This is a genomic window from Candidatus Accumulibacter sp. ACC012, assembly GCF_907163155.1.
GTDB classification, from domain to species: domain Bacteria; phylum Pseudomonadota; class Gammaproteobacteria; order Burkholderiales; family Rhodocyclaceae; genus Accumulibacter; species Accumulibacter delftensis.
Genome location: NZ_CAJQUC010000003.1, coordinates 23,928 through 45,250, shown reverse-complemented (window position 1 = coordinate 45,250; position 21,323 = coordinate 23,928). Strand labels below are relative to the sequence as shown.

Annotated in this window: 19 protein-coding genes and 1 tRNA gene; 11 read left to right on the top strand and 9 right to left on the bottom strand. The window is 61.3% G+C overall.

The window, feature by feature from the left end:
• Positions 1-3: 3 nt before the first annotated feature.
• The 5 genes from QZ648_RS03705 (at position 4) to QZ648_RS03685 (ending at position 4,145) form a co-directional block, all read left to right on the top strand.
• Positions 4-90 (top strand) — tRNA-Leu (locus QZ648_RS03705).
• 418 nt (positions 91-508) lie between these two features.
• A complete protein-coding gene (locus tag QZ648_RS03700; RefSeq protein ID WP_169067875.1) occupies positions 509-2,062 on the top strand; it encodes an acyl-CoA carboxylase subunit beta in 1,554 nt (517 codons plus the stop codon).
• A gap of 26 nt (positions 2,063-2,088) precedes the next feature.
• Positions 2,089-2,424, top strand: coding sequence for a hypothetical protein (locus QZ648_RS03695; RefSeq protein ID WP_169067876.1), 336 nt, complete (start codon positions 2,089-2,091; stop codon positions 2,422-2,424).
• Positions 2,425-2,436: 12 nt separating this feature from the next.
• On the top strand, positions 2,437-2,835 hold the full coding sequence (locus QZ648_RS03690) for a biotin/lipoyl-containing protein (protein ID WP_169067877.1): 399 nt from the start codon (positions 2,437-2,439) through the stop codon (positions 2,833-2,835).
• A gap of 104 nt (positions 2,836-2,939) precedes the next feature.
• Positions 2,940-4,145, top strand: a complete 1,206-nt coding sequence (locus QZ648_RS03685) for a sodium ion-translocating decarboxylase subunit beta (protein WP_169067878.1) — start codon at positions 2,940-2,942, stop codon at positions 4,143-4,145.
• Between the two features lie 141 nt (positions 4,146-4,286).
• Here the strand turns inward: QZ648_RS03685 and phaR are convergent, their stop codons facing one another.
• Together phaR and phbB are read right to left on the bottom strand one after the other, a co-directional pair.
• Positions 4,287-4,865: a polyhydroxyalkanoate synthesis repressor PhaR gene (phaR, locus tag QZ648_RS03680; RefSeq protein WP_169067879.1), complete on the bottom strand. Its 579-nt coding sequence runs from the start codon at positions 4,863-4,865 to the stop codon at positions 4,287-4,289.
• A gap of 165 nt (positions 4,866-5,030) precedes the next feature.
• Positions 5,031-5,774, bottom strand: a complete 744-nt coding sequence (gene phbB / locus QZ648_RS03675) for an acetoacetyl-CoA reductase (protein WP_169067880.1) — start codon at positions 5,772-5,774, stop codon at positions 5,031-5,033.
• Positions 5,775-6,124: 350 nt separating this feature from the next.
• Between phbB and QZ648_RS03670 the strand changes: the two genes are divergently transcribed.
• Positions 6,125-6,364, top strand: a complete 240-nt coding sequence (locus QZ648_RS03670) for a hypothetical protein (protein WP_169067908.1) — start codon at positions 6,125-6,127, stop codon at positions 6,362-6,364.
• A 211-nt stretch (positions 6,365-6,575) separates the two neighbouring features.
• On the opposite strand, the gene pgeF is transcribed toward QZ648_RS03670, so the two are convergent.
• Positions 6,576-7,388 (bottom strand): peptidoglycan editing factor PgeF, encoded by an 813-nt coding sequence (gene pgeF, locus QZ648_RS03665; protein WP_169067881.1) that lies wholly within the window; start codon positions 7,386-7,388, stop codon positions 6,576-6,578.
• Positions 7,366-8,517 (bottom strand): 23S rRNA pseudouridine(1911/1915/1917) synthase RluD, encoded by a 1,152-nt coding sequence (rluD, locus tag QZ648_RS03660; RefSeq protein WP_248595548.1) that lies wholly within the window; start codon positions 8,515-8,517, stop codon positions 7,366-7,368. Before rluD ends, pgeF begins: the two co-directional genes overlap by 23 nt.
• Here rluD and QZ648_RS03655 point away from each other — a divergent pair.
• Positions 8,516-9,310 carry an outer membrane protein assembly factor BamD gene (locus QZ648_RS03655; RefSeq protein WP_291996153.1) on the top strand — a complete coding sequence of 265 codons (795 nt, stop codon included), beginning with the start codon at positions 8,516-8,518 and terminating at the stop codon, positions 9,308-9,310. The genes rluD and QZ648_RS03655 overlap by 2 nt on opposite strands.
• Positions 9,311-9,345: 35 nt before the next feature.
• On the opposite strand, the gene QZ648_RS03650 is transcribed toward QZ648_RS03655, so the two are convergent.
• The 5 genes from QZ648_RS03650 to gloB form a co-directional block, all read right to left on the bottom strand.
• Positions 9,346-11,016 carry an HDOD domain-containing protein gene (locus tag QZ648_RS03650; RefSeq protein WP_291996152.1) on the bottom strand — a complete coding sequence of 557 codons (1,671 nt, stop codon included), beginning with the start codon at positions 11,014-11,016 and terminating at the stop codon, positions 9,346-9,348.
• A gap of 90 nt (positions 11,017-11,106) precedes the next feature.
• Positions 11,107-11,583, bottom strand: coding sequence for a DUF3293 domain-containing protein (locus QZ648_RS03645; protein ID WP_169067882.1), 477 nt, complete (start codon positions 11,581-11,583; stop codon positions 11,107-11,109).
• On the bottom strand, positions 11,580-12,926 hold the full coding sequence (gene rmuC / locus QZ648_RS03640) for a DNA recombination protein RmuC (RefSeq protein WP_169067883.1): 1,347 nt from the start codon (positions 12,924-12,926) through the stop codon (positions 11,580-11,582). Before rmuC ends, QZ648_RS03645 begins: the two co-directional genes overlap by 4 nt.
• A gap of 54 nt (positions 12,927-12,980) precedes the next feature.
• Positions 12,981-16,364: a DUF748 domain-containing protein gene (locus QZ648_RS03635; RefSeq protein ID WP_291996151.1), complete on the bottom strand. Its 3,384-nt coding sequence runs from the start codon at positions 16,362-16,364 to the stop codon at positions 12,981-12,983.
• A 114-nt stretch (positions 16,365-16,478) separates the two neighbouring features.
• Entirely contained in the window at positions 16,479-17,240 is a 762-nt protein-coding gene (gloB, locus tag QZ648_RS03630; RefSeq protein ID WP_291996150.1) for a hydroxyacylglutathione hydrolase, read from the bottom strand.
• 27 nt (positions 17,241-17,267) lie between these two features.
• Here gloB and QZ648_RS03625 point away from each other — a divergent pair, with 27 nt between their 5' ends.
• The 4 genes from QZ648_RS03625 to nosD all read left to right on the top strand — a co-directional run bounded on the left by QZ648_RS03625 (position 17,268) and on the right by nosD (position 20,597).
• A complete protein-coding gene (locus QZ648_RS03625) occupies positions 17,268-17,987 on the top strand; it encodes a class I SAM-dependent methyltransferase (RefSeq protein WP_291996149.1) in 720 nt (239 codons plus the stop codon).
• Positions 17,984-18,439: a ribonuclease HI gene (gene rnhA, locus QZ648_RS03620; RefSeq protein WP_169067887.1), complete on the top strand. Its 456-nt coding sequence runs from the start codon at positions 17,984-17,986 to the stop codon at positions 18,437-18,439. Before QZ648_RS03625 ends, rnhA begins: the two co-directional genes overlap by 4 nt.
• Before the next feature lie 119 nt (positions 18,440-18,558).
• Positions 18,559-19,278 carry a DNA polymerase III subunit epsilon gene (dnaQ, locus tag QZ648_RS03615; protein ID WP_291996148.1) on the top strand — a complete coding sequence of 240 codons (720 nt, stop codon included), beginning with the start codon at positions 18,559-18,561 and terminating at the stop codon, positions 19,276-19,278.
• Entirely contained in the window at positions 19,245-20,597 is a 1,353-nt protein-coding gene (gene nosD / locus QZ648_RS03610; RefSeq protein ID WP_169067889.1) for a nitrous oxide reductase family maturation protein NosD, read from the top strand. Before dnaQ ends, nosD begins: the two co-directional genes overlap by 34 nt.
• Positions 20,598-21,323: the final 726 nt, after the last annotated feature.

Below are 21,323 nucleotides of genomic sequence, written 5' to 3'. Positions count from 1 at the left end.
AATGCCCAGGTGGCGAAATTGGTAGACGCGCTAGGTTCAGGTCCTAGTGGTGGCAACACCGTGGAGGTTCGATTCCTCTCTTGGGCACCAGTCTTAAACAACAGAAGCTCTGATCAATCAGGGCTTTTTTTGCGTCTGAGCAGCGCAATTCCCTTGCCCGTCCAACCCCGCCCGGCAAGGCCAGGGCCGGCCACGGCGAATTGTACGCCGACTACGCTTACGATGGCCTCGCTTCCCTGCGCGACGCGCAAACCTCCAGGTCGCGTTTTTTTCCCTGCCAGCGCTGGCACGATCCCGTCGATCCGCGCCTTCGGCCGGGCCAGCGACGGCCTGCTCCAGCCAGCGCGAGCGGCTCCCGGGAGGCGATTTTTCCGGTCGAGGGCTCCGTGTAAATGATTTTCACAACCACTAGCCAGCACCTACAAAAGTGTGGATACTACGCTGCCGGAAAGTCGCCAGCCCCGCTGCTGCGAGTAAGTTCAAACTTTGCCAACCGTTAGGATTCCCGATGACGATACGACCGGAATTAATAGATAAGCTGCGCAACAAGCGCACACAGCTGACGGAAAACGTCAGCCCAGAAAAGTTGGAAGCGCTGCACGCCAAGGGTTTGCTGTCGGCTCGCGAACGCCTTGGATCCCTCTTTGTCGAGGGAACGTTTCAGGAACTAGGCCTGCATGCCTCGCACAGTGCCACCAACTTCGGCATGGCCGAGAAAATGCTGCCCGCCGACGGCGTAGTCTGCGGCACCGGCTACGTCGGCGACATGCAGGTCGCCGCTTTCAGCCAGGACTTCAGCGTCGTCGCTGGAACACTTGGCAAGATGCAGGCCAGAAAGATCAACCGCACCATGCGCCACGCCCTCAAGAACGGTGTGCCGGTGGTGGCCTTCAAGGATTCAGGCGGCGCGCGCATTCAGGAAGGTGTCGATGCACTTTCGGGCTACGGCGACGTCTTCTACTCGAACGTCCTGCTCTCCGGCGTCGTCCCGCAGATCGCGGTGATCTGTGGTCCCTGCGCGGGTGGCGCGGCATACTCGCCGGCGCTGATGGATTTCGTGATCATGACTCGCGAAAACGCGCACATGTTCCTGACCGGTCCGCAGGTCATCAAAGCAGTGACCGGACGCGCGACGACGATGGCCGAAGTCGGCGGCGCCGAGATGCACGCCACGATCAGTGGCAACGCCCATTTCATCGCCGAAGACGACCAGCACGCCATCGGTGTGGTCAAGCAACTGCTCTCCTACCTGCCGGCCAACAATACCGAGGATCCGCCGCACGACCTGTCGGTGCCGATCGAGGAGATGGAAGATCCGGGCATCAACGACTGCATCCCGGATAGCCCGTCGGAACCGCTCGACATGTACGCCGTCATTCGCCGTCTGGTGGACAATGGCGAGCTGCTCGAAGTGCATGCGGGCTTTGCTCGCAACATCATTGTCGGCTTCGCGCGCATCAGCGGCGTCGTCGTCGGCCTGGTCGCCAACCAGCCAATGGTCATGGCCGGCGCCCTCGACCTCAATGCGGCCGACAAGGTGGCGCGCTTCGTTCGCACCTGCAACGTCTTCAACGTGCCGGTTGTGACGCTGGTCGATGTCCCCGGTTTCCTGCCCGGCGTCGAACAGGAGCGTGGCGGCATCATTCGCCATGGCGCGAAAATGCTGTTTGCCTACGGCTCCTGCACCACCCCGAAAATTACGGTCATCCTGCGCAAGGCTTATGGTGGCTCGTATCTCGCCATGTGCAGCCAGGAAATGGGCGCGGACATGGTCTTCGCCTGGCCAACGGCCGAGATCGCGGTCATGGGTGCCGAAGCGGCGGTCAAGATTCTCTATCGCAAGGAAATCGCGGCGGCAGACGATCAATCGGCGAAAGCCGCCGAAATGGCACAGGAATACCGCGAAAAGTTCGCCTCACCCTACGTGTCGGCCAGCAACTTCTACATTACCGACGTGATCGAGCCACAAGACACCCGCTGGATGGTTGCCCTGGCCCTGCGCAAAGTGCTCGACAAGCATGAACTCAGGCCGACCAAGAAACACGGCAACATCCCCATGTAACCGGCGATGGAAGGAAGAAAAACCCCATGATTACAACCGCCATCATCACATCGCTACAGGTCTACGGCATCGCCATTGTAGTGTCGTTGGTCGTCGCCGTATTGATCAAAGTGCTGGTTGTAGTGACCGGCAGGATGGAAAAGCGCCCAGCGGTCGAAGTCCCGACCGGAGACGTTTGCCCAGTGTTCCTCGGCGTTCCGGACGAAGACGTCGCGGCCTTGTCGGCGGCGATCTTCGCGGCCATTGGCCCGCACCGCGTCTTGCGCATTTCACAACCCAGCCACGGCTGGGCAGTCGGCGGTCGCGCCGCCCAACATTCATCACATACGCCGGGCCACTCGCCCGGCCGAAGCCACCGCTAACAGGAGCAACACATGCCCAGACAATTCAAGGTCACGGTCAACGGACGCGAATACGACGTCAGCGTACTGGAACTCAATGCCGGTCAATCGGCGCCATCAGCAGCGCCCGCGGCCGTGGCCGCCGCGCCACAGGCCGGGGGAAGCGCGCCAGCTGCGGCCGCCGCGGCGCCGTCCGCCGCAGCTGGCGCTTCCGCTGGCGACGGCGATATCCTCGCCGGGATGGGTGGCACCGTCGTCGAAGTCAACGTCAAGGTGGGTCAGTCGGTGGCCGCTGGTGACCGACTGATGGTCCTCGAAGCCATGAAAATGAAGACGCCAGTGATCGCGACCCGTGCCGGTCAGGTGACGCGAGTACTGGTCGCTGCCGGCGATCCCATCGAGGGCGGACAGCCCCTGTTGACAATCGCGTGAGCGGATATCAGCCGAAACCCGACACCCCACATGCTCCGCGAGTCGGTGTACACGCCGACAAGCGGAGCGGTGGGCGCCGCGGCTAGGTACGAGGACTGAAGCGCATGGAAAGCATAAATTTTCTCGATCTGTTCCAGGGTGTAGCCACTCTGATCGCCGCCGAGCCGCAGATCATGATGGGGCGTATCTTCCTGATGTTGCTGGGCTTCCTGCTCATCTATCTGGGCTCTCGGAACGTCCTGGAACCTCTGCTGATGATTCCGATGGGCATGGGCATGTCCTCGGTAAACGCGGCGGTGATGTTCCTCGAAGGCGGCAAGCCGGGAACGCTCTTCGTCGATCCCTTGATTACCGACCCGCTCCAGTTGATCAACATTTTGCAGATCGACTGGTTGCAGCCGATATACACGCTCACCTTCAGCAACGGCCTGATCGCCTGTCTGGTGTTCATGGGTATCGGCGTGCTTCTGGATGTCGGCTACGTCATGGCCCGCCCGTTCCAGAGCATGTTCATCGCCCTGTTCGCCGAACTTGGCACTTTCGTGGTCTTCCCCTTCGCCATTGCTCTCGGCCTCACGGCACCCGAAGCAGCGTCGGTCGCCACCATCGGCGGCGCCGATGGTCCGATGGTGCTGTTCACTTCACTGGTTCTCGCCAAGCATCTGTTCGTGTCGATCACCGTCGTTGGCTACCTTTACCTCGGCCTGACCTACGGCGTCTACCCGTACATGATCAAGTGGCTGGTACCGAAGCACATTCGCGGCATCAGCATGGCTGCCGATCAGGGGCCGAGGATCAGCCGTTCGCAGAAGCTGATCTTCGCCGTCGTCGCCTGCACGCTACTGTGCCTGCTCTTTCCGGTGGCGGCGCCCTTGTTCTTCTCGCTGTTTGTTGGCGTCGCAGTGCGTGAAAGCGGCCTCGAGAACTTCGCCAAGCTGCTCGGCGAAACTTTCCTCTACGGGGCCACTTTCTTCCTCGGCCTGACCCTGGGCGTTCTCTGTGAAGCGAACACGCTGCTCGACCCAACGGTCTTGAAGCTGCTGCTTCTGGGCATGCTGGCTCTGGGAGTTTCGGCGCTTGGCGGTCTGGCGGGTGGTTACATTCTGTACTTCTGGAGCGGCGGCAAGTTCAACCCGATCGTCGGCATCGCAGGCGTGAGTTGCGTACCGACCACCGCCAAGATCGTCCAGAAAGTGGCCATGGCAGCCAATCCGCATGCGATCATCATGCCGCATGCGCTGGGAGCGAACATCAGCGGGGTGATCACTTCGGCGATCATCGCCGCGACCTTCATCTCGCTCTTGCGCTAAGCGGTAGGCAGAGGCCTGCTCACGTAACAGCGCCTGACTACGCGAGTAGTCAGGCGCTGTTTGCTGTTAAAACACAACAAGCCATTCATGGTCAGCGACAAGGCCTTGCAGCAAGGCCCTGTAGAGATCACAAGGACGCCCTTATTTCTGTTCGGAGTCGTGCGGCTGTTTGGTGGAATCGGCCGGAAACCCCGGCAGGGGTATGCCGTTGAACAGTGTGCGGGTCTGCGTTTTGAGCTGGTCCTGCATCTGGTGAAGCATCTTCCGGCTCTGCTCCATATAGGTGGTCATCATCGTCTGCATCGCCGGGCCCTGGAAATTCATGAACTGCGACCACATGTCGTTCTGCATCTGGCTGTTGCTTTCCCCATAGAGGGACTGCGACTGCTCCTGCAACTTCTTCTGGAAATCGACAAAGGACTTGACGCTCGTCTCCAGGTACTTGCCGAGCATGCCCTGCATCGCATGACCGTAGAAGCGGATCATTTGCGCCAGAAGATCGGCCGTAAACAGCGGCGCGCCCGACGCTTCCTCCTCAAGAATGATCTGCAGCAGAATCGCGCGCGTAATGTCTTCGCCGGTCTTGGCATCCAGAACACTGAAAACCTCACGGGACAGGACAAGGTCCTTTACATCGGTCAGCGTGATGTAGGCGCTGGTCTTGGTATCGTAAAGGCGACGATTGGGGTATTTCTTGATCAGTCGCAGCTGCTCGGGCATGACGATACTTCCTCCATCTGCAGGTAATTCAACGAGCGCGGCCTAGCGTCTCATGGTGCGGTGCAGCACAATTATACCTTAGCAAAAACCCTTGGCAAAAACCCTTGGCAAAAAAAACAGGCCCCTCGCGGGGCCTGTCTTGACCAAGGTGCAACAAAAAACGACTTACTGGTAGTAGAGACCACCGCAAATGTTCATCGTCGAACCGGTCATGAAGCCGGCAATATCCGAAGCGAGATAGGCACACGCGCCACCGATCTCTTCCGGCTTGGCCAGACGCTTCATCGGCACGGTGTCGATGATGCTCTGCAGGATCTCCGGTTTGATGGCCAGAACCATCTGAGTCGCCACGTAGCCCGGGCAAATGGCATTGACCGTAACGTTCTTGGCGGCGAGTTCGGCCGCGAGCGCCTTGCTGAAACCAATCACGCCGGCCTTGGCCGCCGAATAGTTGGTCTGACCAGCCTGGCCGCGCAGCCCATTGACCGAGGAGATGTTGATGATCCGTCCCCAGCCACGCTCGGCCATCTTCGCCGAAACCTGCTTGGTCATGTTGAAAAGGCTCGACAGATTAGTCGCGATCACGGCATTCCACTGCGCCTCCTCCATCCTTCCGAACATCTTGTCGCGAGTAATTCCGGCGTTGTTGACCAGAATGTCGACCGGACCTGCCTTGGCTTCAGCCTCGGCGACCATGGCCACGCAGGAATCGTAGCTGGCGACGTCGCCGGCAACACAGATGAAATCGTTGAAGCCGGCCTCGGCCATGGCTTTGTTCCACTCGTCCGGCTTGTCGAACTCCGGATGGTAGGCAGCAACCACCTTGTGACCGGCCTTCGCCAGTTCCTGGCAGATAGCAGTGCCAAGCCCACCCATGGCACCTGTAACCAAAGCAACACGTTGCGTCATAACTCTTCCTTTCCTGTTGACGAATGAAACGATTGGCGGCAATCCACCACCACGATTACAACATCTGCTGACCAAGCCAGGCGGGAACACCACCTCGGTTCGGCAAAAATCTTCAGTCCTGCACGAAAAGCAGACAAGGTGCGGCAATTTCCCCAGAGCCTGCCCAGCCCCCGGCGAAAACGCCACCCGCCATTCTCCCACGACGATCAGCTGTTGACGAGCCCCTGGGCAGCGAAGTTGAGCAAGCCGCGCACACGGCGGAATCAAACAGTCCAGCGAACGCACCGTGCACGAAGCAAATGCGCAGTGCGAGCGCCCCCCAGAGCATCCTGGCACACTATAATGCCGGCATGTATATCATCGTGATCGGCTGGCTGTACGTTACTGTATTGATGGCGCTGACCGAAAGCAGCGTCGTTGCCGGGATACTGAGCCTGACCTTCTACGGCCTGCTGCCGACGGCACTGCTGCTCTGGCTTTTCGGCGGCCCGACGCGTCGTCGTCGCGCCGCCAGGATGGCCAGCAACGCCAGTGACACCAGGAGCGAGACCAGGGGTGGCGCAAACGACCACCCGCCGCAGGATCGCTGACGATTTCTGGCTAACGCTCATGACAGTCGAGATACCCCGGATGATGAAAGTCATGACCGTCCCCCCTCTCACTTGCAGTGCGCATTCCGGCTTACACGCCGGAATCGTTCGCCGGGCAGGGAGCATGCTCCCCGAATTCCCCGTCTCACCCCCGCCCCTTCTCCCGCAGGGGGAGAAGGGAGGTTCGTGAGTCGCTTGCGCGACTTTCACATTAAGCGTCCGCCAGCCAGATCAACGCGGCCATCCGCCCCGTCACGCCATCTCGCCGATAGGAAAAGAAGCGCTCGGCTTCGCGCAGCGTACAGCCACCCCCGCCGTAGATGGCGTCGACACCCGCGCGCTGCAGGCTTTGCCGGGCCAACAGGTAGATGTCGGCCAGCCATTTGCGCGCAGGCTGCTGCGCCGTTGGCCCATTAGCCGCAGGGATATTTCTTGCCGGCCAATCCTGTGACACCGGCAGGAATGCCGCAGCAGCCTCCTGGTGTGCACCGACGAATGCGCTACGCACCTCTTCACCAACCTCGAAGGCCTGCGGGCCAATGGCGGGACCCAGATAGGCCAGCAACCGCACACCGGGCACAGCCAGCGCTTCCACCGCCCGTTCCAGTATACCGGCCTGCAAACCGCGCCAACCGGCATGCACCGCAGCAACCACGCTGCCCGATTGGTCGCAGAGCAAGACCGGCAGACAGTCGGCGGTCATCACCGCACAGACGACACCGGGAGCACGCGCAAATGCGCCATCGGCCACCGGCACCTCGGCGACGCCAAGGCCGGCAGCGTCCACCAGGGTCGTGCCGTGCACCTGCTCCAACCAGCAGGGCAATGCCGGTAGATGATCGGCAAGACGGCGACGATTTTCGGCAACGGCGAGCGCATCATCACCGACGTGGGCGCCAAGGTTGAGGCTGGCGTACGGCGCAAGGCTCACGCCACCGTCGCGACCGGTGATCAGGCTGCGCACCCGCCTCGGTGCCGGCCAGTCGGGAAACAAGCAGCCCTTACTGCTCACCCAGCTCCTCATCGTCGTCTTCGCAGTCACCGTCACCGTCGACGATAATTACTTCCGGGCCGTCATCGTCATCGTCCCAATCGTCATCGTCCCAATCATCTGCCAGTTCCTCGTCGCTGACGCACTCGCCAGCGCGCGCCGTGACCGCCTCCAGTCGCACGCTGTCGATCAGGGCCGCCATATCGTCTGGCAAGCCCGAGCGCCAGAGCATGGCCTTGCCAGTACCCGGATGAGTCAGCGACAAACGGCAGGCGTGCAGCGCCTGGCGCGGAAATTCTACCAGGCGGGGCACGCGGCTGGCACCGCTACCGTAGGTCGGGTCGCCGACCAGGGGATGCCCGATCGAAGTCATGTGCACGCGAATCTGGTGCGTCCGCCCGGTTTCAAGCGCGCATTCAATCAGCGTGCAGGCGAGAAACGGCTCCAGAACACGGTAGTGCGTACGTGCCGGTTTACCGGTGCGCACCACGGCCATGCTGGTGCGCAAGGTCGGATGCCGGCCGATGGGAGCGTCGACGCTACCCGCACGCTCGACGATGCCCCGCACCAGGGCCTGATAGCAGCGCTTCACTGAGCGTGCCTGCAACTGCCTGACCAGATCGGTCTGCGCCTCGAGCGTCTTGGCGACCACCATCAGCCCACTGGTATCCTTGTCCAGCCGATGCACGATACCCGCCCGCGGCACTTTGTCGAGTTGCGGCGCGTAGTGCAACAGAGCGTTAAGCAAAGTCCCGCTCCAGTTGCCGTTACCCGGATGAACCACCAAGCCGACGGGTTTGTTGAGGACGATCAGGCAGTCGTCCTCATACACCACCTGCAGGGGGATATCTTCGGGCGCCGAGGATTCGGCTCGTTCGTCCGGCACTTCGGCAACTTCGATGCTTTCGCCAGCCCATAGTTTCTGCCGAGGCTCGACGACGCACTCACCGCTTACCGTCACGCGGCCCTCACGTATCCAGTTCTGTAGACGGCTGCGCGAGTGCTGCGAGAGCAAGCGCGCAAGAACCTGGTCTAGCCGTTGACCGCTGCAATCGCCAGGTACGCTCAGGGCAATCCGGGGGTTTGCGCTATAATCCGCAAGCTCGCTGTTCCGCGTCGCCTCCTCCGCCAGTGCTTCTTTCTTCTGTGGGTTTTTCATCATGCGTAGTTTAGCGGTTATCGCAACCCTTTTCCTCGCCTTGCTGGTCACTGGCTGCGGGCTTCTTCCCGACAGCAAGGATGAGACCGTCGGCTGGTCGGCCAACAAGCTTTATACCGAAGCCAAGAATGCGCTCAATGACGGCTCCTACACCACGGCCATCAAGTACTTCGAGAAGCTGGAGTCGCGCTATCCCTACGGGCGCTATGCCCAGCAAGCGCAGATCGAGATTGCCTATGCCTATTGGAAAGATCTGGAGCCGGCCTCGGCGATCGCCGCCTGTGACCGCTTCATCAAGCTGCATCCGAACCATCCGAATGTCGACTACGTGTATTACCTGCGCGGTCTAATCAACTTCAACGAAGATCTCGGTCTTCTCGGTTCGATCAGCAATCAGGACATGACTGAACGCGACCCGAAGGGGGCCCGTGAATCCTTCGACTCCTTCAAGGAGCTCGTCACCCGCTTTCCGAACAGCAAGTACACCCCCGATGCGCTACTGCGCATGAAATACCTGGTCAACGCATTGGCGCGCCTCGAACTGCACGTGGCACGCTACTACATGAAACGCGGCGCCTATCTGGCAGCCGCGAATCGCGCCCAGTTCGCGATGATCAACTATCCTGACACGCCGTCCAGCGAAGAAGCGCTGTTCATCATGGTCAAGGCTTACGACGCCATTGGCCTGCACGATCTGCGCGACGACGCCGAACGCGTCATGCGCAAAAACTACCCGAACAGCGAATACTATCAGCGCGGCCTCGATCGTCAGGAACCGTGGTGGAAGCTCTGGTAAGCCAGACGCACTCGCAACCGCCTCGCCCAGACCGCTCAGATTGACTGCTTGATGGCCAGCACTGCCTGATTGCGCAGGGTTCTCAGCAAGGACAGCTCTTGCTCGGCGATGACGATCTCCCCTGCCCGCTGGCGGTCGGCGTAGATCATCGCCACGGGGTTACCCCTGACGCAGAGCGGAAAGACGACGAATGTTTCCGCCGTCACCGCCTGGCGATACCAGGCCGGGATACGTGGCGCGATCTTCGCGTCACGGGTATCGCCGATCAGAATATCCACCCCGTTGGCTAGGGCCGCATGAAAAATGTCGGCGCTGAACACCAGCGAAAACCGAAAGCGTACGGCAATCTCCGGAGCCTGCGGGCCAAAACCGAAACGACCGAGCATGGCGTTGCTGCGCCCGTCGCGAACACACAGGATGACGTTCTTGAAGCCCTTCGCCCGATAGATCGTTTCCAGGATGATGCGTAGCACATCATTGAGATTGAAATCACTGATCAGGGCGTTGCTGACGTCCTGAATCCCGGCCATCAGAATGGCTTCGCTGCTCGCTGAGGCGCCGGCCGCAGCGGGCCTGACATCATCGACCGCCGGCAGCGGGGAGACATCGGGGAGAATCGTACCGGCGAGACCATCCTCCGCGGCCCGCCGCTCTGCGGCACATGCTGGTCGCCCCGCTGCGCCGCCCCAGGCCTGCATCTGCTTGCCCAGAAGGGTCTTCTGCAGATCGAGGTGCATGATGCCGGCAAACTGCGACATCTGCTCGAATGACTTGCGCAGCGTTCTCTGCAGGCCCTGCTCGTCGAGCTCTATCACGTCGCCAAAACGCAGAACAATCCGGCGCAAATCCTTCTGCGGCTGTTCGCCTCCGGCAGCGGCGAGCAGACTACACAACTCGTTGGACAATGCTGCCAGCACGCGCAAGCGATCTTCCGCATTTACCGGGCGGCGAACACTCCCGACTGGCAGCTTGCGCATGCTGCTGACGATCAGCCGCGGGAAACCCCAGCTCTGCGCGATGCCGACGCCGAGGTCTTCGAACGAGAGACCGAGAACCTGCTGTGCCGCCAGATCGTCGGCGCAGTCTTTCTGCTGCGCCAGGCGCCGGATCTCGGCGCTTTCTTCCGGGAAATAGTACTGGCTCAGCAGACGGCCGAGGTTATGGAACATCGAGCAGATGAAGGCCTGCTCGACATCCCCGCGCGTCGCGCTTTTGCTGGCGAGCTCCTTGGCCAGAAGACCGGCCAGATTGGCGCGCAGGAACTCTTCCTTGAGCTGATCGGCATTGTCCTTGTTCTGCAAGTGCTCGAAAAGCATCACCGTAATGGCGATGCTGCGCACCGCATCAAGACCGAGAACGACGATCGCCCGCGACACGGTGCTGATGCTGCCGCCACCGGCCTGCCGATAGTGCACCGAGTTCACCATCCGCAGAATCTTGTTGGTCAGGGAAAAATCCTTGAGGATCGTGTTCGAGAGCTCGGCGAGGTTCTGATTTTCCGAAGCAGTGATCCGGTTGATCGCCCCGACCGACTCCGACAGCGCCGGGAAATCGCTCTGGTGGCGCATCCGCCGGAGCAGGAATTCGATCGTGCTCTGCCGTGAATCTGCCACCGGCGCCGGCGTTTCGGGCACCAGATCGACGCCGCTCCGGGTGCCTCGACCCTGCTCACTAATCAGCTCGAAACGTCCAAGGTCCTTGCTCACGGATTTCGCTCGCTTGCAAAAAACATTATTCTAGGCGTCCTGCCTTCGCGAGCCGTGTGGAAAAAGTCACAGCCGCCACGCAACTTCCCCTCACAGCCACAGCAAGCGCGGCGCCAAACCCGTTTCTCCATAGACGACCGCGAGCTGGCTGAAAGCACGACCAAGGGCAGCGACCTGCTGCTCATCGACAGGGAAGACGAGGTAACTCGGTTCCACCGGCCAGCCAGCATGGTGATCCTCGTCGCCATCGGCGATGTTGCTGGCGGCGAAGAAAGTGCAAGCCGAAGCGGCGATTCGCTCGCGCAAACGGCGCTGGCGAGGCTCGTTCTGGTGATCCGCGAGCCGCTCTCCGGGATTGTAGGCGGTCACGATTCCCCAGCCGATCGCTTGGCTCACGGACGCTGCAGGGGCGTCCAGCGGCGCAAGCGAAGCTGGCTGACGGCGCAGAAATTCATCGAACTCAGAGCTGACGAGGCCGATGCGCAAGTCGAACACGCGCTCGGGAGTCTCCACCCGATAGGTCGTCGCCAGGAATGCAGCTTCCAGCGCGGCCTCGGCCCTGCTCACGGCTCCTCGCCCAGCGCGCCAAGGTCTTCCAGATCACCCAGCCGCGAACGCACCTCGCTTGCCGGCAGGGCTTCCACGCCACGCAGCTTGCGCTCGATCTGCCGCGTCCGCACGCCAGCTGCTTCGATACTGCGGCTAGCCTGCTCGAGCTTCCTGTGCGTGGCCTCGAGCACCTCGCCGAACTTGCCAAACTCGGTCTTGATGGCGCCGAGAACCGCCCACACTTCCGACGATCGGCGCTCGATGGCCAGAGTTCGAAAACCCATCTGCAGGCTGTTTAGTAGCGCCGCCAGCGTCGTCGGCCCGGCGATACAGATGCGCAGATCGCGCTGCAGGCTGTCCACCAGTCCCGGTCGCCGCAAGGCTTCGGCATAGAGGCCCTCGGTCGGCAGATAGAGGATCGCGAAATCGGTGGTGTATGGCGGTTCAACGTACTTGTCGTGAATCTTTCGCGCTTCGTCACGCAGGCGAACTTCCAGCGCCTTGATTGCCGTTGCCGAGGCCAGCGGATCAGCCCGTTCCTGCGCCTCTAGCAAACGCTGATAATCCTCGAGCGGGAATTTTGCGTCGATCGGCAGCCACACCGGCCGTTGCTCGTCGTCGCCGATCGCGCGACCGGGCAAACGAATGGCGAACTCGACGCGTTCCGACGACTCCGGCCGCGTGGCCACGTTCTTGCCGTATTGCTCGCTAGTCAGCAACTGATCGAGGAGCGTCTCCAGCTGCACTTCCCCCCAGCTGCCACGGGTCTTGACGTTGGTCAGCACCTTCTTCAGATCGCCGACGCCGGCGGCCAGGGTCTGCATTTCGCCAAGCCCTTTGTGCACCTGCTCGAGGCGATCGCTGACCAGCTTGAACGACTCGCCGAGGCGCTGCTCCAGCGTGGCATGCAGTTTTTCATCGACCGTGCGGCGCATCTCTTCAAGCTTGCTGGCGTTGTCGGCCTGCATCGCCCCAAGGCGGGCCTCAAGTGCCCGGCGTAGCTGCTCGAAGCGCTGCTCGTTACTGTTCGTCAGACGCGCCAGTTGCTGCGCGAAGGATTCGAGCTGCTGCGCCTGCAAACGCCCCAACTGGGCCAACTGCGAGGCAAGGGTCTGTGAGACGCGGTTCAGCGACTGCGACTGCTCCTCGCGATCACCACGCGCGGTGCTTGCCGCCTCCTGCCGACCCAGCGACAACTCCTGTCGCAAATCCCGCTCCAGCCGCTCCAGGCCCCCTTGCAGGTCGCGCAAACGGACCGCCAGCACCTCGCGCGTCGTTCCCGCGCGCAACAGCAGTGCGAGCTGCAGAACGATCAGCACCAGCGCCAGCGCACTCACCGCATACAACCAGGCCTGGCTCACTGACTTGCCTCGGAAAGACCGGCCGCAAGCTCGGGAAGTGAAGCGTGCAAGCCTCTACAGCAGGGAGAATACAACCCGGTTTCCCTTGCCCTGCGCGGACGATTCCGACTTGTCGTCCGTCTTGACGATCTCGGCCGGGTGCAGGAACAGGCGCTCTGCCGGAACTTTCTCGACGAGCAGCCAGTCGCGGACTGCTTTGGCCCGCCGATCGGCCAGATCGCGCAGATCCTGCTCATCAAGCACCGTATTGGCGAGAATCAGTGTCTCCATTTCGGCAACCGGCAGGCTCTTCGCTATCCCGAGCATGTTGCGCGGCTTCTCGAAGTCCTCGTCACGGTAGACACGCTCCAGCAGCTCCGGATACTCCTCGCTGTCCATGTCTATCGTCCCCACCGCGACATCGGCATCGCCCTTCTTGCCGGCCTCGCTCTTCAACGCCCGCAGTTTGCTGTCGAGTCGAGCGCGCTTCAAGCCCTCGGGGTCGTTCTCCGAATCGGCCTGTCCGGTAATCTCGAGCTTGAGAGCGGGCCGCTCAAGCAAGGCCTTGGCCAGTGCTTCAAGGCGTGGCTTCGCCGAGCCGGCAAGCGACGCCCGACCGGGGTCGAACTCGACGTTCGACAGCTCTTCGCCACCGCCGAATACCGAACCCAGCAAAGCGAAAGGTGAGGTAACGACCTTGACCAGAAGATTGCCGATCAACTCGCCAAGCACCCCGCCAATGCTGAATTCCGGGTCATCGAGCGAACCCGCAACCGGCAGATTGATGTCGATTTCCCCCTTGCTGTTCTTGAGCAGGGCAACGGCGAGGCTCACCGGCAGCCTGGTGGCCTCCGGGCTATCGACCGCTTCACCAAAAGTCAGTTGATCGAGAAAAATCCGATTCTCGGCAGTCAGTTGCTTCTTCTCGATTTTGTACTTGACGAACAACGACAACTTGCCTTTGTCGATTGCATAGCCCGCGTACTTGCTGGAGTACGGCGAAAGCGCGGTCAATTCGATACCCTTGACGTCTGCCTTGAGGTCAAGAAAGGGATCAGCAATCAGCGGGTTGAGCTGACCGGCTATGGTCAGCGGTGCAATGTTGTCGTAGCTCCCACGTAGATCCAGCGTTGCAAGGCTGCCATCTGCCGAAGAGAGGCCACTGATCGTGCCACCGATCTTCTTCAAATCGGCCGAGTAGTTCGGCTTGATGAAATGGTCACTGAACTTGATGTCGCCGCCGCGCAAGTTGATCTTGCCGACCTTTATCGGCAGCTGCGGCGGTTCTGCGGTAGCAACCGGCGCGACTGCCTTGCCTTCCGCAGCGATCACGGCAGTCGCCTGCTTGGCTTTATCGGCCGCCCCGGCAGCGGCCGCCCCGGATTCGCGCACGATCTGCGAGAGATTGAGCTTGCCCTGCGGGTCGATGACCACGCGCGCAAAGAACTGCGCCAGCCCCACCTCGGCGATCGACAGCGAGTTCGGATTCAGGCGCGCGTCGATGTTGGCAAACGACAAGGATTTCCACTTCAGGAAGTCGGAGGAATCGAGCTTGTCGACCGCCGCGAAGTTGGCTACCACCACTTCCCCGGTGAAACTTCCCGCCAGCTTGCCGGCCTCGGCAGCACCTGCCGCGGGCGCCTGCCGCATGCGCACATCGCCACTCAAACTCACCTGGCCACTCGAAAGGACGACGTTCAACTGCTCCGTAAAATATGGTTGCAGCGGTATCAGTTCCAGCGTCTTGACGGCAAGCTTGAGCTCGGTAAGGAGTGGAAAAAACTTGACGGTGCCGCCGACCTCGACGTCGCCCTTCGTGTTGACTCTGAAACGCGTCGCGATCCTGGCGGTCGTGCCGGGCTCGGTAGACAGGTTCTCGGCATCCACCTTCATCGCTTCGATGCTGTGCACCACTACCGGCGACATGACGGAATCTTCAAAGCGCAAGCCGAGGTTTTCCCCACGGTACTTGGCGAGCGTCAACTCCCACGGCTTCGACGAATCTTCCTGTGCGGCTTCGACGGCGCGCAAGGACGGCGGCTCGACAAACAGGATGCTGCCGTCTGCGGTACGCCGGATCAGCAGCATCGCGTCGCGCACCGCAACTTCACCAATGAGCACTTCGCGCTTGGCGAGATCGAAACGGCCGCCCTGCACCGAGAACGCCTTGAGCTTGACCCATGGCTCGGCATCCAGGCTGAACGCCAGATCGAACTCGCTCGCTGCGCTGCTCTTGCTGTCGACATTCCTCAGCCTGGCGGCAAGCCCGTCAACGCGTGCATCGAACGGCTCTCCACGCGACTCGTCGCGCCAGCGCAAGGCCCCGCCAGTGATTTCGGCTTCGCCCAGCGACCACTCGAGCGGCGAACTCTTCGCCCTCGCTTCGTCTTCAGATACCGGCCGCCGCGGGGAGGCCTGTTTCGCGCTGAAAAAGTCGACCCAGTCAATGCTTCCCTGCGTGCTGACCCGTGCGTGTATCTCTGGCTCCTCGAGCGACACCCGGTCGATCACAAACTTGCCATTCAGCGGATCCAGGCTGCCGACCACCACATCCAGACGACGCAAGGAAAGCAGCGGGGCACCGGCAGCATTCTTGACGACCAAATCCTTGAGCGCGACGCCACCCGAAATCACCAGCGTCGAACGTCCTTCCTCCTGATGCTGGAAAGCCAGCTTGAGATCGCTGTCAAGTGCGCCGGAAACGACCTCGATCGGCAAGCCATGCGGCAGGTAATCGATATACTTGCCCAGTTGCACGTCGCGCAGTTCGAATGCCACGTCGCTTTCCATCGATGCGTCAAAAGGCTTGCTCTTGCCCTGCACAAGCAGCGGCGAGCCATTGATCGATGCCGAAAAAGTCGGCTCGACGAATATTGCGGTCGCCTGCGGCAAGCTGGAGATAAACGGCAAGCCGATATTCAGCTCGCCGAGCTGGTGCTTTTCAGCAAGCATCTGATCGTCGAAATCGATCTTCCCGCGCGAGATCTGGATGTTGTTGAGCGAAAACAGGGGTGTCGGGGCGTCCGACGCCGGCTGGGCGGCGAACTCATCAATCAAGTCGGAGAAGTTGAAGCGCCCGTCGGCCAGACGCACCACTCGGACGGTCGGTGCGACCAGGCTCAGCTCACTGATCACCGGCCCGCCACGCCATAGCGAACTCCACTCAGCGTCCACCTGCAGACTGTCGAAAGCCGCCACAGTCTCGCCACCACCCTTCTCCTGAATCGCAAATCCCGCGACTTGGACCAACAATGTGTAGGGGTTTATGCGCACGCTTTCCACTGCCACCGGCCGCTGCAAGGTCTTGCTGAGCTGGTCGACCAGTACCCACTTGGCAAGCAGCGGCAGACCGAGGAAGCCGAGCACGCTGAAAACGAGCATGGCAAGCGCGAGGCGCAGCACGTATTTCTTCAGTTCGATGGAGGCCGTAGCCTTGGCAGTATCTGTGGTTTCGGTCATGGCAGCAGGCCGCAAGCTGGCTGGAGGAGGCGCGAATTTAGCACGAAGGCGAGCTTCCCGCATTCGCCGTGGCCATGAAAGCACCGCAACAGCCGAACCCAGTTGAAGGGCGATTCAGAAGCTGTTCTTCCATTCGCGCAGCGCGGCAAACACGGCGACCTCATCGGCCGCCTCGGGTACCCGGCGCCGCGCCGACGCGACCACTTCCGGCGCGGCGCAGCGCAGGAAGGGATTGGTGGCCTTCTCGATCGCGATCGTCGATGGTACCGTCGACCAGCCCTTGGCGCGTGCCACCGCGACTTCATTGACCCGCCTTTGCAGACAGCGATTAGCGGGCTCCACCGCCAGTGCAAAGCGTAGATTGGCCTCGGTATATTCGTGAGCACAATAGACCGCTGTCTCGTCGGGCAAGCTGGCCAAGCGCGATAGCGAGTCGAACAGTTGCGCTGCGCTGCCTTCGAACAGACGTCCGCAACCGCCAGCGAACAGGGTATCGCCACAGAACAGGCAGCCTGCGCCATAATAGGCAATGTGCCCAAGCGTGTGTCCGGGAACGGCGAGGACCTGGAACCCTATGTCGCAGAAAGCCGCGCGAATGCTTTCTCCACCGTGTAAGGGTTTGCTCACGCCAGCAATCGATTCCGCCGCGGGTGCGAACACCTCGGCCGGGTGATGGGCAAGAAGACTCATCACCCCACCCTGATGATCGGCGTGGTGATGGGTGACGAAAATGGTGCTCAGCGACAGGCCTTCACGCTCAAGAACCTCGAACACCGGGCGTGCATCACCTGGATCAACCACGGCCGCTGACGCGCCTTTGCGCAACAACCAGATGTAGTTATCCTTGAAGGCTGGAATGCGGATGACGTCGAACATCGCTCAATTTTGGAAGAACTGCGGAAAATGTCAATTGCTGGCCTCGACGCCTGGCTTCAAACGCCGCAGGGACGGTACGTCATGGCCTGGGAACAGGCCACTGTCGACAAAATGGTCGCCGACGTGTTCGGCTACAATGCGATTCAGTTGGGCCTGCCACAATTCGACCTGCTCGCGCAGAACCGCATCCCCCTCCGCCAACTGGTGCACGACTCGGGCCAGGTCGATGTCCTCTGCGACCTGCGGCAACTTCCCTTCGCCGCTCACAGCATCGATCTGGTGGTCATGGCGCATAGCCTTGAGTTCGACGACGACCCGCACCAGATTCTACGCGAGGTGGAACGTGTTCTGATTCCCGAAGGCGAAGTAATTATTGCCGGTTTCAATCCAATCTCGATCTGGGGCCTGCGTCGCCGGCTACCCAACTGCCCGCAACACTTTCCCTGGAATGGTCGCTACCTTTCGCTGCAGCGCCTCAAGGACTGGCTGCAATTACTCGGCTTTGAGGCCGAGCACTGTAGCTTTGGCTGCTACGCCCCGCCCTTCCGAAACGACCGCTGGCTCAAGCGTTGGCATTTCCTGGAAGCCAGCGGCCAGCGCTGGTGGAATTTTGCCGGCGGCGTCTACGTACTGCGCGCGGTCAAGCGCGTGCATAGCATGCGCCTGATCCTGCCGAGCTGGAAACAGAAGGCCGCGCCGCGCAAGGCGCTGTCGGTGCTCAGAAAAAAAGGAAATAGCAAGACATGAATGATCAGCAAGTCGTTATCATCCACGCCGACGGCGGCTGTCGCGGCAATCCCGGGCCGGGCGGCTGGGGCGCGCTCCTGCAGGCCGGCGAGAAAACAAAGGAACTGTGGGGCGGGGAGCGAGACACGACCAACAACCGCATGGAACTGACGGCCGCCATTTGCGCCCTCGAGGCGCTTAACGGACCCGCAACGGTGCACCTGCACACCGACTCACAGTACGTGCAAAAAGGCATCAGTGCCTGGATTCACAACTGGAAGCGCAATGGCTGGCGCACCTCGGACAAGAAACCGGTGAAAAACGCCGACCTCTGGCAACGTCTCGACGAAGCGGCCAGCCGGCACCAGATCACGTGGTTCTGGGTCAAGGGACATGCCGGGCATGCCGGCAACGAACGAGCCGACGTACTCGCCAATCGCGGCATGGACGAGCTGCGTGCCAAGACCTCCTGAGCACTGACCTGCGCCCTCGGCCGCCGCCTGCCCAAGGACCGACACCAGCCACCCGCCCGCCCGCGCCGACCACAGAATCCGCGCCATCGCGAGTTCTTCACCAGCAATGGACAATGCCCATGCGCCAGATCTTTCTCGATACCGAAACCACCGGCCTGGAGCACAAGCTTGGCCACCGCATCATCGAAATCGCTGGCGTCGAGATGTGCAACCGACGCCAGACCAATCACCATTTCCACCGCTACCTGAATCCCGAGCGGGATATTGACGCCGGTGCCCTGGCGGTGCACGGCATCAGCCGTGAATTCCTGCTCGACAAGCCGCATTTTGCCGACGTTGCCGCCGAGTTTCTCGATTTCGTGCGCGGTGCAGAACTGGTCATCCACAACGCCGCTTTCGACCTTGGCTTTCTGAACGCTGAACTGGCCATGCTCGACATGGCTCCGCTGGATACCATCTGTCACGCCGTCTGCGACACTCTGCGCATGGCCAAGGATCTGCATCCCGGCAAGAAGAACAACCTCAACGCGCTGTGCGACCGCTACGGGGTCGACAACTCGCAGCGGACCCTGCACGGCGCCCTGCTCGACGCTGAAATTCTCGCCGAAGTCTATCTGGCAATGACCCGCGGCCAGGAAAGTCTGATCATCGATCTCGGCGATGACAGCGCCAGCCGCATCGCAGCGGCCCGCCCGCTGCCCTCCTCGGGTCGGCGCAAAGCCCAGGTGGTCAGGCGCGCCAGCGACGAAGAAATCGCTGAACACCAGCAAGCGCTGGCAGACCTTGACGAAACAAGCAAAGGCAAATGCCTGTGGCTGCATTTGGAGGGCGGCAGCTGATTCAAGCCATTCACCGCGTTCACCGCATTCAGCACCTGCTCTTGCTCGCTGCGCGCGTGCGCGGCTTCCTGCTCGCAGCACTGCTGACCCCTCTCCTCGCCTCACTTGTCGTCCCGGATTTATCCGCGCTGAGTGCCGCCCACGCGGCGTCGACCGTGACATTGCCGCCGCTGCAAACCTGGATCGACCTCACCCCGACAGGAGGCCGCTTGCGCGCACCACCGGGCACCTATGCTGGCCCGGCCGTGATCAGCCGAGCGATAATCATCGACGGCGACGACAAGATCACCGTCGACGGTGGTGGCAAAGGCACAGTGCTGACCGTGCGCGCCACTGGCGTGACCATACGAGGACTGCATCTGAAGCACTCGGGTGATTCGCACGACAGCCTCGACTCGGGCCTGTTGATCGAAAACGGCAGCGACAATCTGGTTGAAAACAACGTCATCGACGACGTATTGTTCGGAGTCACGCTGCAAGCCGCCAACGACAATCGCATCATCGGCAATCGCATCCGCTCCCGGCACAGCGATCCTGCCGACCGGGGCGACGGCATCCGCCTCTGGTACAGCATGCGCAACCGCATCGAGAACAACGACATCGCACGGATTCGCGACATGACGGTCAGCAACTCGCTCCACAATCGCTTCATCGGCAACCGCGTCACGGATAGTCGCCGGGCGCTGAATCTGCTTTTTTCGCACCGCACGCTGATCGAGAGGAACCGCTTTGCCAACAACTCGACCGGCATTACCAGCGTCAACTCAAGCGGCGTCATCATCCGCAACAATCAGATCATGCATTCCGTGGACGCCAGCGGCGCCGGTATCGCCCTCAAGGAAAGCGGCACGACGCTGGTTCACGGCAATGAAATCATTCACTGTGCGGTTGGCCTGATGTCCGATTCGCCGACCCATCCGATCAACCGCATCACGGTGATCGACAATCGCATCGCCCACAACTTCACGGGAATCAGCTTCTACGGCGAGAGGGGTGGCCATCTCGTCTTGCGCAATCGCTTCGAGCACAATCTCTGGCAGGCGCTGGTCGGCGAGAGCGGCCAGGGCGATCACAACGAATGGCGAGGCAACTACTGGGACGACTATCAGGGCTTCGATCAGAACGCCGACGGGGTCGGCGACAGCGCACACGAAATCTGGGCCTACGCGGACCTTATCTGGATCGAAACACCGATGGCCAAGTTCTTTCGTAGCTCACCGGTGCTCGAATTACTCGACTTCCTCGAACGCCTGGCGCCGTTTGCCTCGCCGAAGCTGGTCCTGCGCGATTCGCAACCGCAAGCCCACCGCCAGCAATAGCTGCGGCAGGGAAAACCGGCGACAAACGCGCGGCAGACAACAGTGTCGACCGCGCAAGTGGCCGCAACGGGTATCGGCTGTATGGCTTATCAGCTGTCGCTGGGCGTTTCGGGTGGACGCCTGGGCCGCCGGCCATGCCGTTTGGGTGTCGCCCGGGAATCTGGCGAACGCCCATCAAGCGACGTACCATCCGCGGCACCTTCTGCTCTCGCGGCAGGCTGCCGCTGTTCCTGCTGGCGGGGAGGCCCAGCCGGGCGCGGGCCCGTCGGGGCGGCCTTGCGTTGCTCCGGTCGACGACCTGGCCCGGAGGCGTTCTGGCGCTTCTCCGGTTGTCCTGGCAGGCGGTCCGAATTTCGATCGGACTCACGGTTTCCTGGAGCCAGGGTAATTTCGAGCTCGATAATTTCATCCCATTGCGGATCGCTGCGATCGCGCTCGGGGATGGAGAGAAGTTCACGGAGCCGGCGACGCGGATCCTGGGGAGGTGATTCGTTCATTTCAGCATTATGACTCACAGCGCCGCTATCGTCCAACAACAAGCGCAGCCTTCAGCCCTGACGCATGACCCAGCCGAATCGGGCTCGTTTGCCGGTAACGCCGGCTTTTGCCGCCGAGGCGGTCAGATTGCGCATGGTTGGCGGCAAAGGACGGGGGGATGGAGTCAGCCAGGAGGATGTCGAAAGTTTTTTTGGACTGCGGTACGACCGCCAGGCCTTGAAAACACCG